The 25,661-nt window shown below is 37.7% G+C and carries 22 protein-coding genes and 1 riboswitch; of the genes, 17 read left to right on the top strand and 5 right to left on the bottom strand.

The genetic code is table 11. From position 1 onward, the window contains the following. The first annotated feature begins 204 nt into the window (after positions 1-204). The 14 genes from MKX39_RS15660 (at position 205) to metH (ending at position 18,013) form a co-directional block, all read left to right on the top strand. A complete protein-coding gene (locus MKX39_RS15660) occupies positions 205-687 on the top strand; it encodes a PTS sugar transporter subunit IIA (protein ID WP_093538315.1) in 483 nt (160 codons plus the stop codon). 37 nt (positions 688-724) lie between these two features. Then, complete coding sequence (locus MKX39_RS15655) at positions 725-1,549, top strand: PRD domain-containing protein (RefSeq protein WP_093538316.1); 825 nt, start codon at positions 725-727, stop codon at positions 1,547-1,549. A gap of 63 nt (positions 1,550-1,612) precedes the next feature. Then, the gene (gene nagE / locus MKX39_RS15650) at positions 1,613-3,055 is read left to right on the top strand and encodes an N-acetylglucosamine-specific PTS transporter subunit IIBC (RefSeq protein ID WP_340770317.1); all 1,443 of its coding nucleotides are present in this window, start codon (positions 1,613-1,615) and stop codon (positions 3,053-3,055) included. 132 nt (positions 3,056-3,187) lie between these two features. Beyond that, positions 3,188-4,342 (top strand): N-acetylglucosamine-6-phosphate deacetylase, encoded by a 1,155-nt coding sequence (nagA, locus tag MKX39_RS15645; RefSeq protein ID WP_340770316.1) that lies wholly within the window; start codon positions 3,188-3,190, stop codon positions 4,340-4,342. Beyond that, on the top strand, positions 4,332-5,081 hold the full coding sequence (locus MKX39_RS15640) for an SIS domain-containing protein (RefSeq protein ID WP_340770313.1): 750 nt from the start codon (positions 4,332-4,334) through the stop codon (positions 5,079-5,081). The genes nagA and MKX39_RS15640 overlap by 11 nt, the downstream gene beginning before the upstream one ends. Positions 5,082-5,209: 128 nt before the next feature. Further along, positions 5,210-5,914: a glucosamine-6-phosphate deaminase gene (locus tag MKX39_RS15635; protein WP_340770311.1), complete on the top strand. Its 705-nt coding sequence runs from the start codon at positions 5,210-5,212 to the stop codon at positions 5,912-5,914. 169 nt (positions 5,915-6,083) lie between these two features. Continuing rightward, positions 6,084-7,361 carry a kynureninase gene (gene kynU, locus MKX39_RS15630; RefSeq protein WP_340770310.1) on the top strand — a complete coding sequence of 426 codons (1,278 nt, stop codon included), beginning with the start codon at positions 6,084-6,086 and terminating at the stop codon, positions 7,359-7,361. Positions 7,362-7,375: 14 nt separating this feature from the next. After that, entirely contained in the window at positions 7,376-8,206 is an 831-nt protein-coding gene (gene kynA, locus MKX39_RS15625) for a tryptophan 2,3-dioxygenase (protein ID WP_340770307.1), read from the top strand. A 12-nt stretch (positions 8,207-8,218) separates the two neighbouring features. Beyond that, a complete protein-coding gene (kynB, locus tag MKX39_RS15620) occupies positions 8,219-8,845 on the top strand; it encodes an arylformamidase (protein ID WP_093538322.1) in 627 nt (208 codons plus the stop codon). 76 nt (positions 8,846-8,921) lie between these two features. After that, positions 8,922-9,359: a hypothetical protein gene (locus MKX39_RS15615; protein WP_093538323.1), complete on the top strand. Its 438-nt coding sequence runs from the start codon at positions 8,922-8,924 to the stop codon at positions 9,357-9,359. 496 nt (positions 9,360-9,855) lie between these two features. Continuing rightward, the gene (locus MKX39_RS15610; RefSeq protein ID WP_340771478.1) at positions 9,856-11,247 is read left to right on the top strand and encodes a protoporphyrinogen oxidase; all 1,392 of its coding nucleotides are present in this window, start codon (positions 9,856-9,858) and stop codon (positions 11,245-11,247) included. Positions 11,248-11,363: 116 nt separating this feature from the next. Beyond that, positions 11,364-12,314 (top strand): nuclease-related domain-containing protein, encoded by a 951-nt coding sequence (locus MKX39_RS15605; RefSeq protein WP_340770305.1) that lies wholly within the window; start codon positions 11,364-11,366, stop codon positions 12,312-12,314. A 240-nt stretch (positions 12,315-12,554) separates the two neighbouring features. Beyond that, a riboswitch (SAM riboswitch) is annotated at positions 12,555-12,664 on the top strand. 71 nt (positions 12,665-12,735) lie between these two features. Further along, positions 12,736-14,595, top strand: a complete 1,860-nt coding sequence (locus MKX39_RS15600; RefSeq protein ID WP_340770303.1) for a bifunctional homocysteine S-methyltransferase/methylenetetrahydrofolate reductase — start codon at positions 12,736-12,738, stop codon at positions 14,593-14,595. Then, complete coding sequence (gene metH / locus MKX39_RS15595) at positions 14,576-18,013, top strand: methionine synthase (RefSeq protein WP_340770301.1); 3,438 nt, start codon at positions 14,576-14,578, stop codon at positions 18,011-18,013. The genes MKX39_RS15600 and metH overlap by 20 nt, the downstream gene beginning before the upstream one ends. Before the next feature lie 189 nt (positions 18,014-18,202). Here metH and MKX39_RS15590 read toward each other — a convergent pair whose 3' ends face one another. Beyond that, positions 18,203-18,958, bottom strand: coding sequence for a DUF817 domain-containing protein (locus MKX39_RS15590; RefSeq protein WP_340770300.1), 756 nt, complete (start codon positions 18,956-18,958; stop codon positions 18,203-18,205). 117 nt (positions 18,959-19,075) lie between these two features. On the opposite strand from MKX39_RS15590, the gene MKX39_RS15585 reads away from it, so the two are divergent. Continuing rightward, positions 19,076-19,681 carry a TetR/AcrR family transcriptional regulator gene (locus MKX39_RS15585; RefSeq protein WP_340770298.1) on the top strand — a complete coding sequence of 202 codons (606 nt, stop codon included), beginning with the start codon at positions 19,076-19,078 and terminating at the stop codon, positions 19,679-19,681. 50 nt (positions 19,682-19,731) lie between these two features. Here the strand turns inward: MKX39_RS15585 and tatA are convergent, their stop codons facing one another. From tatA to MKX39_RS15565, 4 genes are all read right to left on the bottom strand, one after another. Then, entirely contained in the window at positions 19,732-19,935 is a 204-nt protein-coding gene (gene tatA / locus MKX39_RS15580) for a twin-arginine translocase TatA/TatE family subunit (RefSeq protein ID WP_090569087.1), read from the bottom strand. Positions 19,936-20,016: 81 nt separating this feature from the next. Continuing rightward, complete coding sequence (locus MKX39_RS15575) at positions 20,017-21,741, bottom strand: GMC family oxidoreductase (RefSeq protein WP_340770293.1); 1,725 nt, start codon at positions 21,739-21,741, stop codon at positions 20,017-20,019. A gap of 26 nt (positions 21,742-21,767) precedes the next feature. Next, positions 21,768-22,520 (bottom strand): gluconate 2-dehydrogenase subunit 3 family protein, encoded by a 753-nt coding sequence (locus MKX39_RS15570; protein WP_340770291.1) that lies wholly within the window; start codon positions 22,518-22,520, stop codon positions 21,768-21,770. A 29-nt stretch (positions 22,521-22,549) separates the two neighbouring features. Beyond that, positions 22,550-22,807: a hypothetical protein gene (locus tag MKX39_RS15565; protein WP_340770289.1), complete on the bottom strand. Its 258-nt coding sequence runs from the start codon at positions 22,805-22,807 to the stop codon at positions 22,550-22,552. 383 nt (positions 22,808-23,190) lie between these two features. Between MKX39_RS15565 and MKX39_RS15560 the strand changes: the two genes are divergently transcribed. Together MKX39_RS15560 and MKX39_RS15555 are read left to right on the top strand one after the other, a co-directional pair. Continuing rightward, positions 23,191-23,787, top strand: coding sequence for a hypothetical protein (locus tag MKX39_RS15560; protein WP_340770286.1), 597 nt, complete (start codon positions 23,191-23,193; stop codon positions 23,785-23,787). 77 nt (positions 23,788-23,864) lie between these two features. Then, on the top strand, positions 23,865-25,460 hold the full coding sequence (locus tag MKX39_RS15555) for a catalase (protein WP_093538335.1): 1,596 nt from the start codon (positions 23,865-23,867) through the stop codon (positions 25,458-25,460). The last annotated feature ends 201 nt before the right edge of the window (positions 25,461-25,661 follow it).

Here is a 25,661-nt window from a genome sequence, read left to right as displayed (position 1 = left end):
TCTCTGGATGATATTATCGGATTATAAATACGCATATTGGTCACATGTTACTGAAATTTTCAGGCATGGTGGTAAACTGTGAGGGAATAATACTATTATTCTTTTCCATTACCCCATGCCTTTTTATGTTCTTTTAGGTCTCATGGAGCAATATATTTTAATAAGACAATTTCCATAATATCTTTATACAAAGGAGTTCTACTAATGTTTGCTAAATTCATGAAAAAAAATAAAGTACAAGTATTCTCACCACTATCTGGTCAAGTGATTCCCCTAGAACAAGTTCCAGATCCAGTTTTCAGTCAAAAAATGATGGGTGAGGGAGTAGCAATTATGCCAACAGGAGGAGATGTAGTAGCGCCGATTGATGGGACAGTTGTATTAATCTCTAAAACAAAGCATGCGATAGGTATTCGGACAAAGGACGATACCGAAGTGCTAATTCACGTTGGTTTGGAAACAGTCACACTAAAGGGTGAAGGATTTACTGTATTTGTAAATGAAGGTGATGTAGTTTCTACAGGACAAAAACTAATGACAGTGGATTGGGATTTTATCAAAGATAAAGTGCCAAGCATTATTACACCAGTAGTAATTACGAATAGTGCAGAAAGAACTGTAGAATATACTGATGCGTCAGCAAGTGTAGCGGGTGACACATTGGTAATGTCTGTTTCTTCGAAGTAATTCAGGTTGGATAGTATGTGAAGGAGGCTGACTTTCCATTAAAATCACAAAGATACTTAATAATAACGCTGTGATTGTTCTACATGATGGACGCGAGAAAATAGCTATTGGCTCGGGTATAGCTTTTCAAAAGAAACGGAATGACATTATCATTGGGTCCAAAATTGAAAAGATTTTTGTTATGCAAGAAAATGATAAGCTAGTGCAGCTATTAAGTCGAATTCCAGAAGAACATTTTACTATTTCAGAAGAAATAATTACTTACGCCGAAGCGTATTTAAATACAAGATTAAATGAGCATATTCATATAGCTTTGACAGACCATATCTCATTTGCTATTGAAAGAGCAAAGGATGGCATTAATTTAAACAATAGACTGCTTCATGAGATTCGAGTTCTATATAGAGCAGAGTTTGAAATAGGTCTTTGGGCAATTCAGCATATAAATAAAACGTGTCAGGTAGAAATGCCTGTAGATGAAGCGGCTTACATAGCGCTTCATATTCACACGATGAAAATTCAAGGGGGGGATTTACATCAGACAATAAGACAAACCAATTTAATAAAGGGCATGGTTTTATCGATTAAAAAGTACTTGAATATTGAAATTGAGGAAGACGATATTTCCTATCATCGGTTAATCACCCATTTACGCTTTGCATTAACGCGGTTAAATCAATCTGAGCTTCATATGATGGATGAAGAAATGTTAGTGATGATTCAAAAGAAATTCCCGGTTGGTTATAGTTGCGCTAGCCAAATAGCAAAAGAGCTTAAGGCGGACCATGGAATTGAGTTTCCCGAAGAAGAGTTAGGTTATATTGCACTGCATATTGAACGGTTAAGAAAGCAAGTTTCATAATTCGGCATTATTTTATACTATTATATTTTTATTAAAAATCAGTTAAAAGGAGATGAATAAATTATGATGAAGTTTTTACAAAATTTGGGGCGTTCGTTAATGCTTCCAGTAGCTGTTTTACCCGCAGCTGCAATATTAATGGGGATTGGATACTGGATTGACTCGGATGGTTGGGGATCTGGAAATGTATTTGCAGCCTTCATGATAAAAGCTGGTAGCTCGATTATTGATAATATTCCTATTCTGTTTGCAGTAGGGGTAGCGATAGGGATGTCCAAGGCAAAAGATGGGGCAGCCGCTTTAAGTGGATTAGTAGCTTTCTTAGTTGTAACTACGATGCTTTCAAGTGGGACTGTTGGTTTATTACAAGGAATCGATGTAGAGAGTGTTGATCCTGCATTTGGAAAGATTAATAATGCATTTATAGGTATTCTTTCTGGTATTGTTGCTGCAACAATGTATAATCGCTTCAGTCACGTGAAATTACCTGATTTCTTAGCATTCTTTAGTGGAAAACGTTTAGTACCTATTATGTCCGCAGTTGCAATGTTAGTTGCTTCTGCAGCACTATTTTATATTTGGCCAATCGTTTTTGGTGGACTAGTTAACTTTGGTGAAGCAATTAGTAGTCTAGGAGCAGTAGGCGCTGGGCTTTATGGCTTCTTTAACAGACTATTAATACCAACAGGATTGCATCACGCATTAAATGCAGTGTTTTGGTTTGACACTGTTGGTATAAATGATATCAATAAGTTTTGGAGCAGTGAAGGCGTTAAGGGTGTAACTGGTATGTACCAAGCCGGATTCTTCCCGATTATGATGTTCGGATTACCAGCAGCAGCTCTTGCAATGTATCACACGGCTAAAACAAAAAGAAAAAAACAAGCAGCTTCTCTTATGCTTGCAGCTGGTTTTGCGTCATTCTTCACAGGTGTAACTGAGCCACTTGAATTTTCATTCATGTTCTTAGCTCCAGCACTTTATGTAGTTCATGCAGCTTTAACAGGTTTATCTTTATTCATCGCAGCATCCTTTAACTGGACAGCAGGCTTTGGATTTAGTGCAGGGTTAGTCGATTATCTTTTAAGTCTTCGAATTCCAATCGCTAATTTCCCGCTTATGCTATTGCTACAAGGGCTAGTATTTGCAGTTATTTACTATTTCTTATTCCGTTTCTTAATCTTGAAGTTTAACTTAAAAACTCCAGGTAGAGAAGACGATACAGATGAAAGTGAAGAAACTGTTGTAGCTTCATCTGATGATAAGTTTTCAAATATGGCAGCTAGAATCTATGATGGGCTAGGTGGAGATGCCAATGTTGCATCTGTAGAACACTGTACAACTCGTTTACGTGTAGAAGTATTAGATATGGATAAAGTCGATCAAAAGAAAATTAAAGATACTGGTGTTCCAGGTATTAATATAGTAGGTCCGAAAAATATTCAAGTTATTGTTGGAACAAGCGTACAATTTGTTGCAGACGAAATTGAGAAAATACGTAAATAGTAGATAATTGAAAAGCTGTTTAATTTGGGTGTCCATATTAAACGGCTTTTTCTTTATGGTGAAGCAGATTCTATTTATCATTTTGGGATTATTAATCTATACTGTTATTAAGCAAACTGCGGAGGTGTAGTAATGAGTAAAACAATTCTAATATCGAACGTGACTATTGTAAATTATGATCGTGAAATTACAGGGGATCTATTTATCCGAGATGGTAAGGTAGAGAAAATTGGACAAGCTTTACAAGTGGAGGCAGATATCTTTTTAGATGGAACTGCAAAAAATTGGATAGTTATGCCAGGTTTTATCGATATGCATATTCATGGGTCAGCTGGTTTTGACATGATGGATGCTACAGAAGAAGCGCTTAGAGGAATGTCTCGTTCATTAGTAAAAGAAGGTACGACTAGCTATTTGCCAACTACTATCACTCAACGGGTGGATGCGATTGAAGCAGCGCTTGAAAATGTAAATGGCTTTGTAAATAATGCAGATGAAGCAGAGGTTTTAGGGATTCATGTAGAGGGACCATATATTTCTACAAAATGGGCTGGAGCACAGCCAATTGAACATATTAGCGAGCCCTCTATTGAACAGTTTCTAAAGTGGCAACAACTTAGTGGAAATTGCATTAAACAAGTGACCGTTGCTCCCGAAATAGTGGGTGGTTTTGAATTTGTACAAGCCATGAGTGAGGAAGGCATTATCTCTTCAATCGGACATTCAGATGCTAGTTCAGATGAAGTTGAAAAGGCAGTACAATTAGGAGCTAAGCAAGCTACCCATTTATATAACCAAATGCGTCCATTCCATCATCGTGATACAGGTGTAGTCGGATCAGTTCTGCTAGACAATCATATGAAAGTGGAAATCATTGTTGATTATATACATAGTCATATGAAGGCAGTGAATTTAGCATACCGTTTGAAGGGTGCTGAAGGAATTATTTTAATAACAGATGCTATGCGTGCTAAAGGATTAGAGTATGGGGAATACGATCTTGGTGGACAGACTGTTTATGTCACAGAAAAAGGTGCACATCTGTCTAGTGGCGCATTAGCGGGAAGTATACTGACAATGGATCAGGCTGTTCGTAATATGAAGCAAACGACGGGTTGTTCCTTGCAAGAACTGGTATCGATGTCCTCTACTAATGCAGCGAAACAATTGAAATTATCCCATAAAGGGTATATTGATGAAGGCTTTGACGCAGATTTGGTTATATTGGATTTGGAATTGAATGTACAAAAAACAATCTGTCGAGGAAATATAGTATTTGAAAGTTAATGAAAATAGAGGTGATCAAATGCAGTCCTATTGGAAGGAAATAAATAATTTACTGGAGCAGGTTGCAGAACTGGAAAAAGAAAATATAGATAATACTTCTAAGCTAATTGGTGACCGTATTAAAAAGGGGGGAATAGTGCAATTATTTGGTTGTGGACATTCCCATCTTTTAGCTCAGGAAGCATATTACCGTGCAGGAGGGTTAGTACCTGTTGCTCCGATTACCATAGAGCCTTTAATGTTACACAAAGGTGCGTTGACTTCTTCACAGAACGAGAAAGATCCTACGTTCATCGAGCGTAATAATGACAACATAAGCTTTCAACCGAATGATATTCTAATTGTTATTTCTACTTCTGGTCGCAATCCAGCTCCAATAGATATGGCTTTCTTAGGGAAAAAGGCGGGTATTTTAGTTATCTCTCTTCAGTCTTTAAATTATAAGGACCAAGAAGGTCGACACGCGAGCGGGAAGCGCCTAGAAGATGTAGTGGATATCGTTTTAAATACACATATACCTGTTGGCGATGGACTTCTGAGTAACAAGGAATTGCAATATGGTCCATCTTCTACGGTTGTTGGGGCTGCTCTTCTTAATGCACTTATCTCGCAAATTATCGAGGAGATAAGTAAGGAATCTGATCAACTACCAGTGTTTAAAAGTGCAAATCTCTCAGATAGCCAATTGCATAATGAAGAGATGATGGAAAAGTATAAAAATCGAATAGATTTTAACTAAAGTATTATTAGTGCTTGTTTGCTCTCGATTTGCATCAAATGATCAAATTGAATATAATGATAATTTTACTAACGTAAAAATTTAGCAATTAGTGAGTATGCGCAATTCAGAAAAAGGTGGTTTTCAGTATGGCATTAGATTTAGAAGTATGGGAAGACAATGATGCTCTATATAGTCGGGCACAAGAAATATTTTCAACACAGATAAAGAGTGGTGCAACTACATTTGGATTAGCAACGGGCGGGACGATGATTCCACTTTATGAAAAGCTGCGAAGTAGTGCGTTGGATTTCTCTCACTGTAATAGTGTAAATCTAGACGAGTATGTGGGAGTTCCTCAAGGACATCCAGCAAGCTACCATACGTTTATGCAACAACATCTCTTTGATGCAAAACCATTTAAAGCTACATATATTCCAAATGGAGTAGCTGAAGATGTACATGCAGAAGCATTAAAATATGAAAACGTGTTAAAATCACTAACTGTCGATATGCAATTATTAGGTGTCGGAGTGAATGGGCATATAGGTTTCAATGAACCAGGTACATCCTTTCAAAGTGAAACAGATGTGGTTGAGCTAACAGCTTCCACTAGATCTGCAAATGCTAGATTTTTTGACTCGCTTGATGAAGTTCCAAAGCAAGCCATTACGATGGGCATTGCTTCTATAATGAGAGCAAAATGCATTCTTTTAATTGCAGTAGGAGAAGAGAAAAGAACTGCGATTGAAGCGTTATTAAAAGGAGATGTAACGGAGGATATTCCGGTTACACGGCTTTGTAATCATCCCAATGTTATTGTGTTAACTGATTTGCAAATTAATAACGACTAAAAATAGTATAGTTACAAGTAGCGTTCGAAGAGTCCATTTTCGAACGCTTTTTTGTATGTATGAAGAAGCAGTGTTTATTGTAAATACATAATGAGAAATAGAAAGAAGGAATTTTCGGATAATTGCAGAAGTAGGTATAGATGAGTTTGTTTATAAGGAGGGAATTACTATGGAACGAAATACTTCACTAGACTATGCCCAAAAATTAGATGAGCAAGATACTTTAAGGATGTATCGACACGAATTCTATGTTCAACCAAATACCATTTATATGGATGGAAATTCCCTTGGGTTACTCTCTAAGCGAGCAGAAAATTCAGTATTAACCCTACTAGATTCTTGGAAAGAATATGGAATAGATGGCTGGACAAAAGGGCAGTACCCTTGGTTTTATTTCCCTGAGTTATTAAGTGAGATGTGTGCTCCACTAGTAGGAGCCTCAAAGGATGAAGTAATTATAACGGGCTCTACAACGGCAAACTTGCATCAGTTGGTTGCTAGTTTTTATCGACCCGAGGGAAAGCGTACGAAAATAGTTGTGGATGAACTAAATTTCCCATCTGATATATATGCTATTAGTAGTCAGCTGTCCTTGCACGGATTGGATGTTAAAGACCATATGATAATGGTGAAAAGTCGAGATGGCTATACGTTAGAGGAAGAAGATATTATTAATGTGTTGACCGATGATGTGGCTCTAATAGTACTACCTAGTGTGCTATATCGAAGTGGTCAAGTATTAGACATCCAATTGCTTACGGAAGCGGCGCATAAGCGCAATATTATTATTGGTTTTGATTTGTGTCATTCAATAGGATCTGTACCACATGAGTTAGATAAATGGGACGTAGATTTTGCTTTTTGGTGTAACTACAAGCATCTGAATGGTGGACCTGGTGCAACAGGTGGCTTATATGTGAACCGTAAGCATTTCGGAAGAAAGCCTGGATTAGCAGGGTGGTTTGGGTCAGATAAAGAGAAGCAATTTGATATGTCTACCCAAATGGTACCAGCAGCTGATGCTGGTGCGTATCAGATCGGGACTCCTCATATACTAAGCAGTGCACCATTATTAGGTTCGCTAGAGATGTTCCAAGAGGCTGGAATGGAAGCAATTCGTGAAAAATCATTAAGGCTTACCGATTATATGATGATGTTAATTGATTTGGAGTTGGGTGAGTATAATTTTGTCATTTCTAATCCGCGTGAATCAGAAAAGCGTGGAGGTCATATCTTTTTAGTGCATGAAGAGGCGGCACGTATATGTAAAGCGTTAAAAGAGCATCAAGTCATTCCCGATTTTCGTTCACCTAATGGTATTCGCCTGGCACCAGTTGCATTGTATAACTCGTTTGAAGACGTTTGGAATACTGTGCAGATTTTAAAAAGGATTATGGAGGAAGAGCTGTATAGAAAATATGAAAACAAACGTGATGTCGTTGCATAATAAGGAGGGATGATATGCAAGATGAAAAGAAGGAAAGTGGCATTCATACAGATTTTAGCAATGATATGACGTATGGAGAATATTTGCAACTGGATAATTTATTGGCTAGTCAGAACAGATTATCTGGACATCATGATGAAATGCTTTTCATCATTATCCATCAAGTTAGTGAACTTTGGATGAAGCTTATCCTACATGAATTGACTAGTGCCATCCATGCTATTCAGGCAGATAAGATGCAATCTGCCTTTAAAATGCTAGCAAGAGTGACGAAAATTCAAACACAAATTATTCAAGCTTGGGATGTTCTTTCTACATTAACACCAGCAGAGTATCTAGAGTTTCGAGATAAGTTAGGTAAGGCTTCTGGATTTCAATCTTTTCAATACCGACAAATCGAATTTGCTCTTGGCCATAAGTCCAAACATATATTAAAGATTTACGAGCAGGATGAAGAATTGCATAGAGAATTAGAAACTGCTTTTCTTGCACCGAGTATTTACGATGTTTCGATTCAAGCATTAGCTAGAGCGGGGTTTCCGATAGCTCCTTCATTATTGAATCGAGATTATTCCATTTCGTATGTGGGAGATGAATCAGTAGCCAATGCATGGAAGGAAGTTTATCAAAACGTCGATCAACACTGGAATTTATATCAACTAGCAGAAAAGCTAGTAGACGTGGAAGACTGGCTTCAACAGTGGCGCTTTCGTCATATGAAAACGGTTGAAAGAATAATAGGATTTAAGAAAGGCACTGGGGGATCTTCCGGTGTGAATTATTTACGACATGTATTAGATCATCGTTTTTTCCCGGAACTTTGGGATTTACGCACTAATTTATAGGGGGTCACGGATATGAATAAGGAATGGATCGATATTACACAAACTATCTCTACTAGAATAGCTACATGGCCAGGAGATACACTCTTTGAATATGAACTAACCGCTACAAAGGATGATGGTGGTGCTGCAAATGTTGGGACGATTACAGCAAGTTTGCATACTGGAACACATGCAGATGCCCCATTTCACTATGTAAGTGAAGGGAAAACGTTAGATATGCTAGACGTTAATATGTATATTGGTCGAGCCAAAGTGGTGAGTGTCGTTGGGGCTACGGAAATTGGTAGGGAGGAGTTAGAAGGGTTTGATCTAACAGGTGTAGAACGTTTGCTTTTAAAAACGACGAATACTGCATCTCCTGAAAAATTTCCAGACAGGATTAATACGTTGAAGGAAAATATTGGCCCTTTTTTAAAGGAAAAGGGTATCTATCTCATTGGCACCGACCAACCTTCCGTGGACGGTATCGAAAGTAAGGAACTATTAGCTCACCATTCGCTGTTTAACAACGATGTATTTATAATTGAAAATCTTTTGCTCGAAAAGGTAGAACCAGGTGATTATGATTTAATCGCTCTGCCCTTGAAAATTGAAGGGGCAGATGGAAGTCCCATACGAGCTGTGTTAAGAAAAGTATAATACCAAGGGTAGATATAGCACTTAGAAATGCTAGTCTATCCATTTTTTCTTTTGGTTCTATTAAGGAGGAGCTTGAATGAAAAGATTTTTATTTATTTTCCTTTCAACGGTAATAGTTGGAGGTGTTTTTTATATGGGCATGGATTATCAAATGCGATTAAGAGAAAGGTCAGCGATAGTATTTGATATTAAACCTTTTATAATATTTACAAGTATTTTCTCTATTTTTATGGGAATGTTGTTACGATTACCTAAATTGATCATAGAAATTAAAGATAAAAAGAGATGGTCGATTGATTGGGTAAAGGTCCTTGTAATTGGAATCCCATCTATTTATATCGCTATGATTCGGCTTCTGGCTATTGTTTATGGAAAGAATTTGTTATTTTTCAATGAAGTAACGCTATTAGGTGATTTTACATTCACGTATATAGCAGGAGTTATATTTGGCTATGTTTTGTTAGACAGTCTGAAAAGCAATGATTCATCAAATGATAAGGGTAAATTAGCATAATAGTGAATTCAGTCGATAAAAAAGCCTTGTTATTATACAAGGCTTTTACTTTGAGGGCAAAGGTATTTTTATAAACGGTTATGAATAGTAATAAATGTTCCTAAGGATGTTTATTCATCCTATTAAAAGTAAGATATTGAATACTCTATTGGAACTGTTTATAAGGCAAGGTCCACCACGAAGACTCCAGTGGGAAAAGCTTGAGCTGAAGACCCCGCAGGAACGTAGTGACGAGGAGGCTGAAGCCAAGCCCACGGAAAGCGAAGTGGTGGGCCTTGCCGAGTTTAAGATTCAACTCTATACACCTAGAATTGAATTTGTCTACAGTCTGAAAGCCTTGTTATTATATAAGGCTTTTACTAATGGAGATTGTTTCTTTAGAATTAGTTATTCTCTATTTGTTCATAATTTACCTTCTCGTAGTGAGGTAAATCATATCCGATAATTTTAAAAACGCTTATACTAGTTATATGTAGTGAAATGAGGAGTGGTTATGTTGAAAAGAATAGTAGTTATAGGCGGAGGCATTACAGGCCTTTCAACGATGCATTATTTGCAGAAACTCAAAAAAGAAAAGTCATTAGATATAGAGTTAGTGTTAGTTGAAGCAAATGAGTATTTAGGTGGTAAAATCCATACCGTACTGGAGAATGACTTTATCATGGAGGTTGGGGCAGATTCAATCGTTGCAAGAAATGAATCCATTATTCAGCTAATTGAAGAGCTTCAACTAGAAGATGAAAAAGTGTACAACTCAACAGGCATTTCATATATTTACACAAATAATGAGCTCCATGCGATTCCTGCAGATAGTGTTTTCGGTATCCCTGCAAGTATCGAGTCGTTAAATAGCAGTACGCTAGTATCCGAATTAGGGAAAAAAGAAGCGTTAAAGGATTTAGAAATACCAAATGAAACTTTCACAAAAGAAAGTTCTGTCGGATCATTTTTAGAATATTTCTTAGGGAAAGAATTAGTGGAAAAACAAGTTGTTCCTGTGTTATCTGGCGTATACTCGGGGGATCTAAATAAGCTTTCTATCGCTTCAACATTGCCATACTTAATCGATTATAAAAACAAATACGGCAGTATAATGAAAGGGTTAGAAGAAAACAAAGCGCAATTCCAGGCCTCAGCAAATAAGAAGTTTATTTCCTTTCAAAACGGACTTTCTACACTTATCGATCGCTTAGAGGAAGTGCTAAGCCAATCAACAATTATTAAAGGTGTGGCAACGAAGAAAGTAGAGAAGAAAGATGATTATTATTCGGTTTTACTGACTAACGGAGAAACGATTGAAGCGGACAGTTTAGTGCTAGCAACTCCTCATAACGTGGCGCAAGTAATTCTTCAGGATGAAGAGTTGGATACCGACTTTAACAAACTGAAAAATTCCTCCCTTATTAGTGTATATCTTGGTTTTGATATTCCAGACGAGCAGCTCCCAGCGGAGGGAACTGGTTTTATCGTTTCTGAAAATAGTGATGTGAGATGTAATGCATGTACGTGGACAAGTCGGAAATGGACGCACACATCAAAAAATAATCAGTTATTAGTTCGTATGTTTTATAAGAGTTCGAACCCGGCTTTTGAGAGTATGAAGAACATGAGTGAAGACGAGCTAGTGGAAGTGGCGCTTCAAGATATTGAAATGAGCTTGAAATTAACAGGCAAACCTGAAGTCATAGAAGTAACAAAATGGAACGAGCAAATGCCGAACTATCATTTAGCGCATGGAGATGCGATTCAATCATTAACAGCTAAAATGGCAAATGACATGCCAAATGTCTTGTTAGCTGGCTGTTCTTATTACGGAGTTGGGATTGCGGCTTGTATTAAGAATGGCAGAGAAACTGCAGAAAAAATCATAAATTCAATAGTACAGTAAATTACGGGACCAAAATTCACTTTTGGTCTTTTTTTATGGAAAAAAAGGAATAGTTGCATTTTTAGTGGAATTTACAATTTCTTTTATTGTGCTACGATGCGGGTGGAGGTGGTTGGTTGATAGTAAAAACACGTACGGAGGAATATAGCTATATAGGTCTTCAGTTATTGAATCGACGATTACATGAGTCACATGAAATGAAGGAATTGATTCATTCCAAAATGCATATGGCATTGGCTGGTATTCATGGAGAAGTTAGAGTAGACGGAGTGTTTAGTAAGTATTCATTTCCTTTTGAATATGTGGTATTGCACGATGTGAGTTTAGAATCATATGGAAAGTTCCAGATTGATACAGTCTTTTTCACGCAGTATTTTGCGGTGGTTTTGGAGAGTAAGAATATAGGTGGGAAGTTGAGCTTTAAGCAAAACCCCTCTCAATTAGAAAGAGAAAATGAAGAAGGTAAAGTGGATGTATTTGAAAGTCCAGAGGTTCAGATTGAAAGAAATATTTTTTTACTCGACGAATGGTTAAAACAACATGGTGTGACGATTCCTGTTTTTGGAGTAATTGTATTAACAAATTCCAAAGTTCGAGTTATTGAACCCCCCACAAAATACAACGCTATTCTCCATCAAACAATTCCTATCTATCTAAGAAATATTCCTCGAGAAAGAAGGTATATATCTAGAAAAGAGCTGCATAAATTGAGTACAGAAATTTTAAAGAGTCACAAAACGTACTTCCCATACCCGATGTGTAATCGCTGGGGTATTAACCCAAATGATTTACAAACTGGAGTGTGCTGTGAAAAATGTGAAATGTTTGGGATGGTAAAAAGGAAGAATGGCTGGAACTGTATACGTTGTGGTCATGTAGATAGGCTTGTTCATGAGAAAGCCATTCGAGAGTGGTTTGTTTTGATCGGGGATACGATTAATAATCGGCAGTGTCGAAAATTCCTTCATATAAATTCTCATCATGTAGCATCTAGACTTCTCCAATCTATGGATTTAATTCGAACTGGAACATCCCAGAGTAAAATAGAGTATAAATGGAAGTGGTGAAGCGTATTATTGGAGAATCGATCGATCGAGAGGAATAATCGATCGATACACATCGAAAATCGATCGACCACCACAAAAAATCGCTCCATCGTCGTCCATAATCGATCAATCATCACGATAAATCGATCGATGAGGACGATCCAACTTCAAAAGCGGAGTATATAGAAAGTTCAAAATATACCTTGACGCTTTAGTTGAATAAAGGTACGATATGTCTAATTAGAAAACTGAATAGTGAAATTCTTATCAAGAGAAGCCGAGGGACTGGCCCTACGACGCTTCAGCAACCAGCCATTCATTTGGTCAGGTGCTAAATCCAGCAGACTTTGCAAAAGTTTGAAAGATGAGAAGGTGGTATCTTGCATACTAGTAAAGCCTTCTTTTCATAGAAGGCTTTTTTATATGGGAGGATGAATGCACGATGAGTTTATTGGAGAAGTTACAGACGTCTATGCTGACAGCAGACGGGGCAATGGGGACACTACTGTACTCTTATGGAATTGACTATTGTAATGAAGAGTTAAATATTCAAAAACCGGAAATTATAGAGAAAATCCATCAGGATTATATTGCGGCCGGAGCAGATATTATTCAAACGAATACATACGGAGCAAATGCTATTAAGCTTGCTCGCTATGGACTAGAAAATCAAGTGAAAGAAATAAATGAAGCTGCCATTCAAATTGCGAAAAGAGCTGCCGCATCTGGAAACCAATTCGTCCTCGGGACTATTGGGGGGATTCGAGGAATCCGAAAAAGTGATGCTACACTCCAAGAAATTATTCATTCACTCGACCAACAAGCAATCCAATTGTTAGCGGGAGATCCAGATGGTCTATTACTTGAAACCTATTATGATTTCGAAGAGCTAAAGACTACTGTGACTTATCTTCGTACACTAACGGATATTCCGATAATAGCTCAAGTGTCTATGCATGATCCGGGTATTTTGCAAAATGGCTTACCTCTAAATGATGCGTTGCATGAGCTTGAAACAATTGGAGCCAACATTGTGGGAGTCAACTGTCGACTAGGTCCACATCATACAATTCAAGCATTTGAAGGAGTAAAGCTGCCAGAAAAGGCATTCTTATCTGCTTATCCAAATGCGAGCTTACTGGATATAGATGAAGGACGTATAGTTTACGAATCCGATGCTGAGTACTTTGGTAAAGCTGCATTATATTTGAGAGATGCAGGAGTGCGCTTAATAGGTGGTTGCTGTGGAACGACACCAAAGCATATTGAAGCAGTGAAAAGACATATTGGGCATTTAACCCCTATTACAAATAAAGTAGTAGAGACTAGAAAGCCTATTATTATTCAAGATGCTAAGCCAACTAATACCCAAGCTCTACATGAAAAAGCGAAAACAGAACGGACCATAATTGTTGAATTAGACACTCCCCGTCATCTCGATACGACTACATTCATGGAAGGTGCAGAAAAGCTATATGCAACTGGAATTGACGCGGTGACAATGGCGGATAATTCATTGGCTTCTCCACGAGTTAGTAATATGGCGATGGGTTCGATGTTAAAACACCAAAAAAATATTAGACCACTTGCTCATATTACGTGCCGTGACCGTAATTTAATTGGTCTTCAATCTCATTTGATGGGATTGGATGCGCTTGGAATCCATGACATTCTTGCAGTTACTGGAGACCCAACTAAAATTGGGGATTTCCCTGGGGCGACAAGTGTTTATGATGTATCAAGCTTAGAACTGATTCAACTGATCAAACAATTAAACGAAGGTATTTCTTTCTCAGGAAAGTCGCTACGGAAAAAGGCTAACTTCTCTGTAGCAGCTGCTTTTAATCCGAATGTTCGTGTGCTGGACCGTGCAGTGAAGCGACTAGAGAAGAAAATTGAGTGTGGGGCGGATTATTTCATCACACAGCCTGTCTATTCGAAAGAAAAAATCCATGAGATTTACGAAGCGACAAAGCATTTATCAACCCCTATTTTCATCGGAATTATGCCACTAACCAATAGTCGAAATTCTGAATTCCTTCATAATGAAGTCCCAGGCATAAAATTGTCTGAAGAGGTGCTAGAGCGTATGCGTTTATGTGGAGAGGATAGAGAGCGAGCTACTGCAGAAGGTATTCAAATATCGAAGGAATTAATCGATACAGCAGCGGAACTATTTAACGGAATTTATATTATTACACCATTTTTCCGTTACGATATGTCTCTAGAATTAATTCATTATATTCAAGAGGCTGACCGGGAGAAAGAGAGAGGATTCAGCTATGTCCAAACATCTAATTGAGCAGCAGCTCCAACAAAGAATACTAATTATTGATGGTGCAATGGGAACGATGATACAAAATGCAGATCTTAGCCCTGAAGACTTCGGAGGGGAAGAATTCGACGGTTGTAATGAGTATTTAAATATCGTCAAACCAGATGTTATTGAACATGTTCATCGTGAATATTTAGCTGCTGGGGCTGATATTATTTGTACGAATACATTTGGTGGAACCCCAGTAGTGTTAAATGAATATGATCTTGGTGCTCAGGCACATGATATAAACTTTCGAGCAGCCCAGCTTGCTAAAACATGTGCAGATGAATTTTCTACATCTGACTGGCCACGATTTGTAGCTGGGGCAATAGGGCCAACGACTAAAACACTATCGGTTACTGGTGGTATTACGTTTGACGAACTTACAAACGACTTTTATGTACAGGCAAAAGCTTTAGTAGAAGGTGGAGTAGACGTTATTTTACTAGAAACGAGCCAGGATATGCTGAATGTGAAGGCTGCGACAATTGGTATCCAACAGGTTTTTACTGAGCTAAAGATAGAACTACCTATTATGATTTCTGGAACGATTGAACCGATGGGAACGACACTTGCAGGGCAGAGTATTGAGGCATTCTATATTTCCATCGAACATATAAAGCCACTTTCTGTTGGATTGAATTGTGCTACCGGACCAGAATTTATGACCGATCATATCCGTTCGTTATCTGAGCTATCAGATGGATATGTTAGCTGCTATCCTAATGCTGGCTTACCAGATGAGGAAGGGCATTATCACGAATCTCCTGAATCACTTTCTAAAAAACTGAGAGGCTTTGCGGAAAAAGGGTGGTTGAATGTTGTTGGTGGATGCTGTGGAACTACTCCAGCTCATATTCGAGCAGTACGAGAAGCGGTAAAGGATCTTTCACCACGTAAACCCGTAGAAGCAGGTCATGGGCATGTAGTATCAGGGATTGAGCCTCTTCAATACGACGAAACGATGCGGCCACTCTTTATAGGGGAACGAACAAATGTAATTGGCTCTCGAAAATTTAAACGTTTAATCGTAGATGAAAAATTTGAGGAAGCCTCTGAAATTGCTCGGGCACAGGTAAAAGGTGGAGCTCATGTTATCGATATTTGCCTAGCAAATCCGGACCGCGATGAACTAGAGGACATGACTAACTTTATGAAAGAGGTAGTGAAAAAGGTTAAAGTGCCACTTGTTATTGATTCGACTGATGAAAAGGTAATTGAAGTTGCACTGAAATATTCCCAAGGAAAAACAATTATCAACTCTATTAATTTAGAAGATGGAGAAGAGCGGTTTGAAGCAGTAATGCCTTTAGTGAAGAAATACGGTGCGGCAGTTGTAGTTGGCACAATTGATGAGATAGGAATGGCGGTTACAAGACAGCGAAAGTTAGAAATCGCAGAACGTTCTTATGATTTATTAGTTAATAAATGGGGGCTTGCGCCAGAGGATATTATCTTTGATCCACTCGTATTCCCAGTCGGAACAGGTGATCAACAATACATTGGATCAGCAGTAGAAACGATTGAAGGGATTCGCCTCATTAAAGAAAAACTGCCAAGAGCACTAACTATTTTAGGAGTAAGTAATGTATCCTTTGGTCTTCCGCCAGTTGGTCGCGAAGTATTGAATGCAGTCTATTTATATCATTGCACGCAGGCTGGTTTGGACTACGCGATTGTAAATACCGAGAAACTGGAGAGATATGCGTCTATTCCTAAACAAGAAATCGACATGGCCAACGAGCTTTTGTTTACGACGACTGACAAAACACTTGCTGATTTCACTGATTTTTACCGAGATAAAAAGAAAGAAAAGACCGAAGATGATATACCCAAAACTGTACCAGAACGTCTTGCCTATTATGTTATTGAAGGTACGAAGGAAGGACTTATCCCGGATTTAGAAGCAGCACTTCAAATGTATGATGCACCACTAGATGTTATTAATGGTCCATTAATGAAGGGCATGGCTGAGGTAGGGCGACTGTTTAATGACAATCAGTTAATAGTTGCAGAGGTTCTTCAAAGTGCGGGAGTGATGAAGGCTTCTGTTGCATATTTGGAGCAGTTCATGGAGAAAAAAGAGGATGACTCTGGTAAAGGGAAGATCGTCCTTGCGACTGTAAAAGGCGATGTACATGATATAGGTAAAAACTTAGTTGATATTATATTGAGTAATAACGGATATAAAGTAATCGATGTTGGGATTAAAGTAACTCCAGCCACTTTAATAGAGGTAATCCGGAAAGAAAAGCCTGATATGATCGGACTTTCAGGGCTACTTGTAAAATCTGCGCAGCAAATGGTCATCACTGCTCAAGACTTTAAAGAAGCAGGTATTGATGTGCCAATATTAGTAGGTGGAGCAGCACTTTCACGTCGTTTTACTGAGACAAAAATTTCCGCTCAATATGATGGTCCTGTTCTATATGCAAAAGATGCCATGCAGGGTCTGGACCTAGCCAATCGATTACAAAATAAAGAAGATAAAGAGACTCTATTAGTCGAACTTAGTGTTCAACAGGAAAAACGAAAAATTGCGGAAGCTAATCGCTCGGCCAAACAAGCGGTAGCTGTTTTAGAAAAACCAGTTAAGACAGTAAGTGAGGATGTTCAGGTATACATTCCAAAGGATGTTCGTAAACATGTATTAAAGGATTATTCAGTTGCGCATTTGCACCCATATGTAAATATGCGCACATTAATAGGCCATCATTTAGGATTAAAAGGGTATAGTGAAAAACTATTAGCAGAGAGTGACGAGCGTGCAACGGAATTACATGAATTAGTCACGGGATATTTGCAATCTGATATATTGAAGCCACAAGGGGTATATCAATTTTTCCCTGCTCAGGCGGATGGCAATGATGTCATTATTTATGACCCGACCAATGGTAAAACAGAAATCGAGCGCTTTACATTCCCACGTCAATCCGTCGTGCCATTCCTGTGTTTAGCAGATTATTTAAAATCTGTAGACAGTGGAGAAATGGATTATGTAGCACTAATGTTAGTAACGGCAGGGCATGGAGTTCGTGGGGAAGCCGCTAAACTGAAAAACCAAGGCAAATTTTTAGAAAGCCATGCATTACAAGCAACAGCCTTAGAACTTGCAGAAGGATTTGCCGAACGCATTCACCAAGAAATCCGAGACCAATGGGGATTCCCAGATGCAACAGACTTCACCATGCGCGACCGTTTTGCCGCTAAGTACCAAGGACAACGCTTCTCCTTTGGCTATCCAGCCTGCCCAAATCTGGATGATCAAGCAAAGCTATTTGGTTTGATAAAACCTGAAGTAATTGGAGTAGAGCTTACAGAAGAGTTTATGATGGAACCGGAAGCATCTGTTTCTGCCATCGTATTTGCTCATCCGGATGCAAGATATTTTGTAGTAGATTAAAGATTAACCACTGCCAACTGACTTGGCAGTGGTTTTTATATATAGAAAATGGATAATCGGTCAAAAAACACTTAATATCTGTCGAATCGATCGATGATCCGCTAAAATCAATCGATGATGCTCCATAATCGATCCACCGAGTAAGAACATCGATCGATAGCGACCGATAATCGATCAATCCTCACACATTTATAAGGAACGGCTCTTCACTCGCTTCAGTTGTGCAACGATAATAACGCTTATAATCACAAGTAAAAACCACGAGCTAATTTTGCCGATATGCACGAGCGACCAGGTCTCCGCTTGGTTAGGATACTGCCACGCACCTAAGAAGGTAACGATATTCTCAGCGATCCAAATAAAAAAGCCAATTAGTAAAAATGCAAGAATCATAGGCATTTTAAACACTTTTTCTCTTAACTCAAAAGTCACTACTGTGCGGAAAAAGATAATTAACAATAAGCATTTAAGAATCCAACGAATATCATAGGTGAAATGGTGGGTAAAAAAATTGAAGTAGATAAGAACACTAATTCCTACCGCCCAAAAGGGTTTCGGCCAATTGTACATATGGAGATTCATCCTGCGCCAGCTTTGACAAATATAGCTCGCAACACTCGCATACATAAATCCGCTATACAAAGGTACGCCACCTACCTTACTAAAGGCGTCCTCCGGGTACGACCAAGAACCCATATGTACTTTATATAATTCTAAACCGAGACCAATAATATGAAACAAACAAATTACCTTAAATTCATCCCAAGTCTCTAATTTGGAAATGAGCATAAATACTTGCCCCGCTATACAAAGGAGTAGGATCAGATCATATCTAGGGATAAGTGGGATACTGACAAACTTAGAAAGAGCTAAGGCTGAAAATATAATTACAGGAAATATACAAGAAAGTGCCTGTAAATAAGTAAATAGTAGAAGATTTCGCATTCCCATACTCCTTTTAAATGGCTATAGGAATATGGACGAACTTAAAACAGATTGGTTCAAGGACGATTATTCATGTATAATTTTGTCTATATTTAAAAAGACAAGGGGGAATTGCTCATGAATTCGGAAAGTTATTCGATGGGGGATAGAAGAATTCGGAGAACAAAAAATCTCTTGAAGATGCATTTTATCCAGCTAGTGAAGAGCAAAGGATACAAAAACGTTACGGTCACAGATATAGTGGAAAAGGCAGACTATAATAGAAGCACCTTTTATTTACACTTTAAAGATAAAGAGGACTTAGCAGAAGAATTGCTAGCAGAAGTATTAGGAGAATTAAAATTAGCATTTCATAAGCCATTTCTAGAAACAAAGGTTGTTGATTATAATCTTATATTACCTTCATCCAATGCTTTTTTTAAACACTTTTATGATAATAGAGATTTTTATAGTTTATTAACATTAGAAGATTCCATTCCTAGGATGAATGATAAATTCTTTTTGAAATTTAAGGAAGTATTTGAGGGAATCGTATATTTAGATGCAGCGAATGAAAGTATTGAGCTAGAGCATTATAATACATATAAAATGTATGGTTCTTATGGGGTAATTCTTGAATGGATACATGGTGGGTGTAAACAATCACCAGAGGAAATTGCAGATAATTTGTTAGAAATATTTAAAACCAATAATAGCTCATTTCATTTCAAAAAGAAAAGCTAATTCTAATAAAAAAAGCTGGTCTTGACAGATGTCAGGACCAACCAAAATTATTATTTTTTATCTAAATTTACTTCAGATGCTTCGACTTTCTTATCATCTTTTTCTTCATCATTTATAATATCTCGAGTCGAGGTTTTGAATTCTTTTAACGTTTGTCCAACAGCTTTGCCTAGTTGAGGTAATTTAGATGGACCAAAGATGATCAAAGCAATAATTAGTACAAGTATTAAACCGGGTATCCCTATGTTTGGCATAGAATCTCCTCCTTCTATAAAGAATCGTTATTAATATAACACATTTTGAAAGAAAATGATGGTTCTACACTTGCTACTGTATTATTTTTTAGGAACTAATGGTCCGCCGCCGTTTTTTAAGTACTCAATCATACCTTCAGTTGCTCGGTAAGCCAATGCACCTACAGTTGGAGTTGGATTCGTTGGACCAAAGTGAGGGAATGCCGAAGCTCCACAAACGAATAAATTATCTACATCCCACATTTGCATGTAATTATTTACTGCAGAGTTTTCAGGGCTATCACCCATGATTACACCGCCACCATCATGTTGGAAAGTGAATCTTCCACCAAAATGCTCAGCCATTGGAATTGTATCGATAATGTCTGCTCCCATTTCTTTTACTACTTCATTAATTTTTTCAACTAAAAATTCATTACGTTTATGGTCCATCTCAGTATAATCAAATGTTACACGAATTAACGGATCACCGTAATCATCTGTATACGTTGGATCTAAGTCTAGATAATGATCTTTATGAGGCAATATAGCTCTTTGTGATACTACACTTAGGTTACGGTAGAAATAGTGTAAAGAGTTTTTCTTAAATTCTTTACCCCAAGTCGGCGTACCAAATGGTGCAGGATTATTAGAAATAGGTTCATTACCAAATAAATGCAATTCAATCTGCCCACCATGTATGAAATCCAGATTTGCATGGTCAAAGTTATCCGCATTAAAGTCATTGAAAGCCGATCCTAAAGAACCTGTTCCGATGTAACTATTGAATTTTTTCTCTTCAAAATAACCAATAGCTCCAGTAATCGTATGGTGATCTGTGTAGTTTTTACCGATAATTCCTTCACCAGTTTTAGGATTATACGGTTTTCCAATACCAGATAACAATAGTAAGCGAACATTATTAAAGATATAGCTTGTTAAAACAACAAGATCGGCAGGTTGTTCGAACTCCTCACCAGTTCTTGTATCTTTATATAAAACACCAGTTGCTTTTGTTCCATCATATAATACACGCGTTACGATAGAATTTGTTCGAAGTTCAAAATTACCTGTTTTCTTAGCAGTTGGTATTACTGTTACGATTGGGTCAGCTTTTGCTCCGTACTCACAGCCATAGTTCCCACAAAATGCACAGTACTGACATGCATTTAATGTTTCTCCATCTGGATTCGTATATGTTTCTGACACATTTGCAGTAGGAACTACGAATGGATGATATCCAAGTTTCTCTGCTGCTTCATGAAACATTTTCATTTGTGGTAATTTTTTTAGTGGTGGTGTTGGGTAATCGATCGAACGATGTCCTGCTAAAGGATCGGGTTCCCCTGATATACCAGCCATTTGTTCAAACTTGGAGTAATATGGTTCGATTTCATCGTACGTAATACCCCAGTCTTGAATAGTAACATCAGCCGGAATTTTACCTTCACCATATTTTTCAATCGTTTTACTACGAATTTCAAAATCATATGGGAAATAGCGATACGTTTGGCCACCCCAGTGAGCACCGCCGCCGCCAGTACCAGTTCCTACTACTAATGCACCTTCATCACGTACTGGTTTGGCAGTATCGTTTAATGTATTACGGAATGTAATAGTATCTTTTGTTAACTTTTGCATTAATTCTTTATGAATATTATATTTTAATTCATCATGACCATGTAAATAATCTTCGATGGATCTTTCTACTCCACGTTCTAATCCAACCACATGATAGCCAGCTTTTGTCAGTTCAGCAGCAACAATACCGCCTGTCCAGCCCATACCAGTTGTTACAACATCAACTTTTGGTAATTTTGTAACCATAATAATCCTCCTCTTGTTGTTTTACCTTATGAATGTTTGTGTCCGCCTAAACTAATAGGATCTATTAATACAAATTCCTCTTCATCTAAATAGGAAGCATACGACATTTGAGCTCCAGGGAATTCTTTCATTTTCCAGCCAGCCATGTTTTTATTGCCACCATAAAGTGGGTCTGAGAAACAACCTTGTAATGTAAGTGTTCTTAGTAAACCAAAAAATGCTGCAGAATTTACTAAATCCATCTTTACTTCTCCAGCTTCAAAAGTACTAAGGATAGTAATTTGTTGCTCTTCCGATAAATCTTTGAAGACCTTTCCATCATGCTCTTTCTCTGCAACTTCATTTATTTTACGAACACCTTGCAGCATAATTTCTGCTTTATCTAGAGGGACTTCGCCTGGTTGGAAAGGACCTTTTCTATAATCATCCGTATTAATTCCCCAAGGGCTAGCTAATTGTTTGTCTATAAAGTAAGGAGCCCCGAGTGTAATAGCGCCTGGACCATGCTCATCTTCTGGATAAATTAGTTCCGCTGCTGTACTAAGTGCATCAAAATCTTTTTGTCTTACGAAAAACTGACGAGTATCACTGTAATCGATAGCCGTATGAGTACTTCCGCCAGTAGCTGTATGAGTAGTTTTTTCAGTTTTGCCACCAACTAAGCTACCGATTGCTCCACCTAAAACAAGTCCACCAACTGTTAAACCAGAATTTTTGATGAATGTACGTCTAGATGAACGCTTATCTAAAATAGGACTCTTTTTTTCTTGTTCTGACATATTCAAACCCTCCATTTATGAAAAATGTATTAATGTACAATAGTTTGCCAATTATAAACGATTGAAAATAAGGCAGTGCTTACTAATAATGCGGCGATGAAAAGTGTGTATTTTTTTCCGGTCCAACAAGCAACAATAATGGACAATCCAATAGCTGCGCCAATTAATGAGAACCAGGGAAAAATATTATTAGTGAAATGAAGAAAAAGTGCAAAATCAGCAACGATAAATAGGGCAAACAAAAACTGATTTAATAGTTTCAACTCTTCTAAATTATATTGAGTCACATTATCTCTCCTTTAAATTCTATCTTTTTGGAATAATATTTTTTTATAGTTATAACAAGCAATGAAATTGTAACAAGTTTGTAATATGGGCACAATCACTAATACATGGCTATATGACTAACAACTAGACATATGTATATAGAGTGTTTAATAGAAAAGTGTATTGTGAATATTCAACGTATAATAATTGCAGAAAAAATGTTTGCATTCAATATTGCTTTTTATTCTTTATATTCGGGCTGGAAAACATAATTGTATCAACCATCTACGGCTTAGGGCTTAGTCACTTTCCACCTTAAGTACGTTTGGAATTATTAAAAAATAGAGGATGATTAGGATAATAGATTAGAGGAAAAATACCTCTTCTGAACGAGGTGGAAAAAATGGGGAAAAAGGTTTATATCATTCTTAGTAATACTGGGACACTTTTTTCAAAAGCGATTGGTATGTATACAAAAAAAGAGTTGAACCATGCCTCTATTGCTTTTGATGAGGAACTAAATGAGATGTATAGCTTTGGTAGAAAAAGTCATCATAACCCTTTTAATGGAGGGTTTATAAAAGAAAACCCGATTGAGGGAATGCTTCAAAGAGCTACTTGTGCCATTTATGAGTGTGGGGTGACGGATTCTGAATATTTACGGATGAAAAGTATAATTACTCAAATGGAACAACAACAGCAATTATACAAATATAATTTAATCGGCTTAGTGTACGTTGCGATAAATATTGAAAAAGAACGTGAGAATGCATTCTTTTGTTCTCAGTTTGTCGCTACAATTATGAAAGAATGTCCGTCCTCGCAGTTCCGGGTTGCACCTCCTTTAACGCAGCCATATCATTTCGAACAACTTTCAGCATTATCCTTAACATTTAAAGGAGATTTACAAACGTATGTAAGTGGAAAAAGGAAAGTAGAGAAACCGATTCACGTATCGGTTTGGAGAAAGTATGCACTTTCTATAGCAAGCTTTATGTAATACTGGAATATTTACTCATTGTTCTGGACAGTATAGAGAGGAATGTAAATTCTATCTTGTGTTTAGGAGGATGAACAGTGAAGGAAGAACAAACTAATAACACTACAAATGTGGAAAATGAGGATACTCTTACGAATAGGCAGGGGCATCCGGTAACGAATAATCAGAATATGAGGACCGTTGGAAACAGAGGACCAGCAACGTTAGAAAACTATGATTTCATAGAGAAAATAAGTCACTTTGACAGGGAACGTATACCAGAGCGGGTAGTTCATGCAAGAGGTGCCGGAGCGCATGGTTATTTCGAAGCTTATGGTGCTGTGGGAGACGAGGCAGTTTCTAAATATACTCGTGCTAAAGTATTTCAGGGAAAAGGAAAGAAAACTCCTGTTTTTGTTCGATTTTCATCCGTTATTCATGGAGGGCATTCTCCTGAAACGCTACGTGATCCACGTGGGTTTGCAGTGAAGTTTTATACAGAGGATGGAAACTGGGATTTAGTAGGGAATAACTTGAAAATATTCTTTATCCGTGATGCGATAAAGTTCCCGGACATGATTCATGCGTTTAAGCCAGATCCGGTAACTAATATTCAAGATTCGGAACGTTTTTTTGATTTTTGTGCGAGTTCCCCTGAGTCATTTCATATGGTGACTTTCATCTATTCTCCATGGGGCATTCCGGCAAATTACCGAATGATGCAAGGGTCAGGTGTAAATACGTATAAATGGGTAAACAACGAAGGTAAAGCAGTCCTTGTAAAATATCACTGGGAGCCAAAGCAAGGCATTCGTAACTTAACTCAAAAAGAAGCAGAGGAAATACAGGCAAAAAACTTTAATCATGCAACACAGGATTTATATGATGCAATTGAAAAAGGTGATTTCCCTGAATGGGAGTTACTAGTCCAAACGATGAGTGATGATGATCATCCAGAGTTAGACTTTGATCCGTTAGATGATACTAAGCTGTGGCCTGAAGACTTATTCCCCTGGAAGGCTGTTGGAAAAATGGTGTTAGATCGAAACCCAGTGGATTATTTTACAGAGGTGGAACAGGCAGCGTTTGGTACCGGTGTACTCGTAGATGGATTGGACTTTTCGGACGATAAAATGCTACAAGGCCGTACATTTTCATATTCCGATACACAACGTCACCGTGTTGGAGCAAACTATTTACAACTTCCGATCAATGCACCTAAAAAACGTGTTGCAACCAATCAAAGCGGTGGCCAAATGGCGTACAAGTTAGATAGAGGTCCGTTCCAAAATCCACATATCAACTATGAACCTTCCATACTAGATGGCTTAAAGGAAGCAACACAAATTGGTAAAGAGTACACTCCAATGATTAAAGGAAACTTAGTGCGCGAGTCCATTGACCGTCAAAATAACACAAAGCAAGCAGGAGAAACCTATCGACAATTTGAGCAATGGGAAAAAACGGAGCTCATCTCGAATTTAGTAAATGACCTGTCTGCCTGTGACCCACGAATTCAAGAAAAGATGATTGCTTTAGCGGAGGAAGCAGATGAAGACTATGGGCGTCATTTAAGAGAAGGACTTGCTCAAGCTAAAAGTAATGGTTCCTCTCAAAAACCGTTGGGAAATAAAGACGGAGATAAAGCACCAGAACAAGCAATTGATAAAAGTCATGAAGCGGATCCATATTAACTAGAAAACCCTGCTCTCCAAGAGCAGGGTTTTCCAGTTTGACGACAAAGGTATTTTATAAATGGTTATGAATAGTAATAAATATTCATAAGGGTTTTATTTATCCTATTAAAAGTAAGATATTACATACTCTATTAGAACTGTTTATAAGGCAAGGTACCACCACGAAGACTCCTGTGGGATTAGCTTGAGCTGAAGACC

Origin of the sequence: Psychrobacillus sp. FSL K6-1464 (assembly GCF_038003145.1) — a bacterium.
In the GTDB taxonomy this organism is placed as follows: domain Bacteria; phylum Bacillota; class Bacilli; order Bacillales_A; family Planococcaceae; genus Psychrobacillus; species Psychrobacillus psychrotolerans.
Note: the sequence above shows the minus strand (reverse complement) of the source record. Positions and strands in the feature narration are given on the sequence as shown.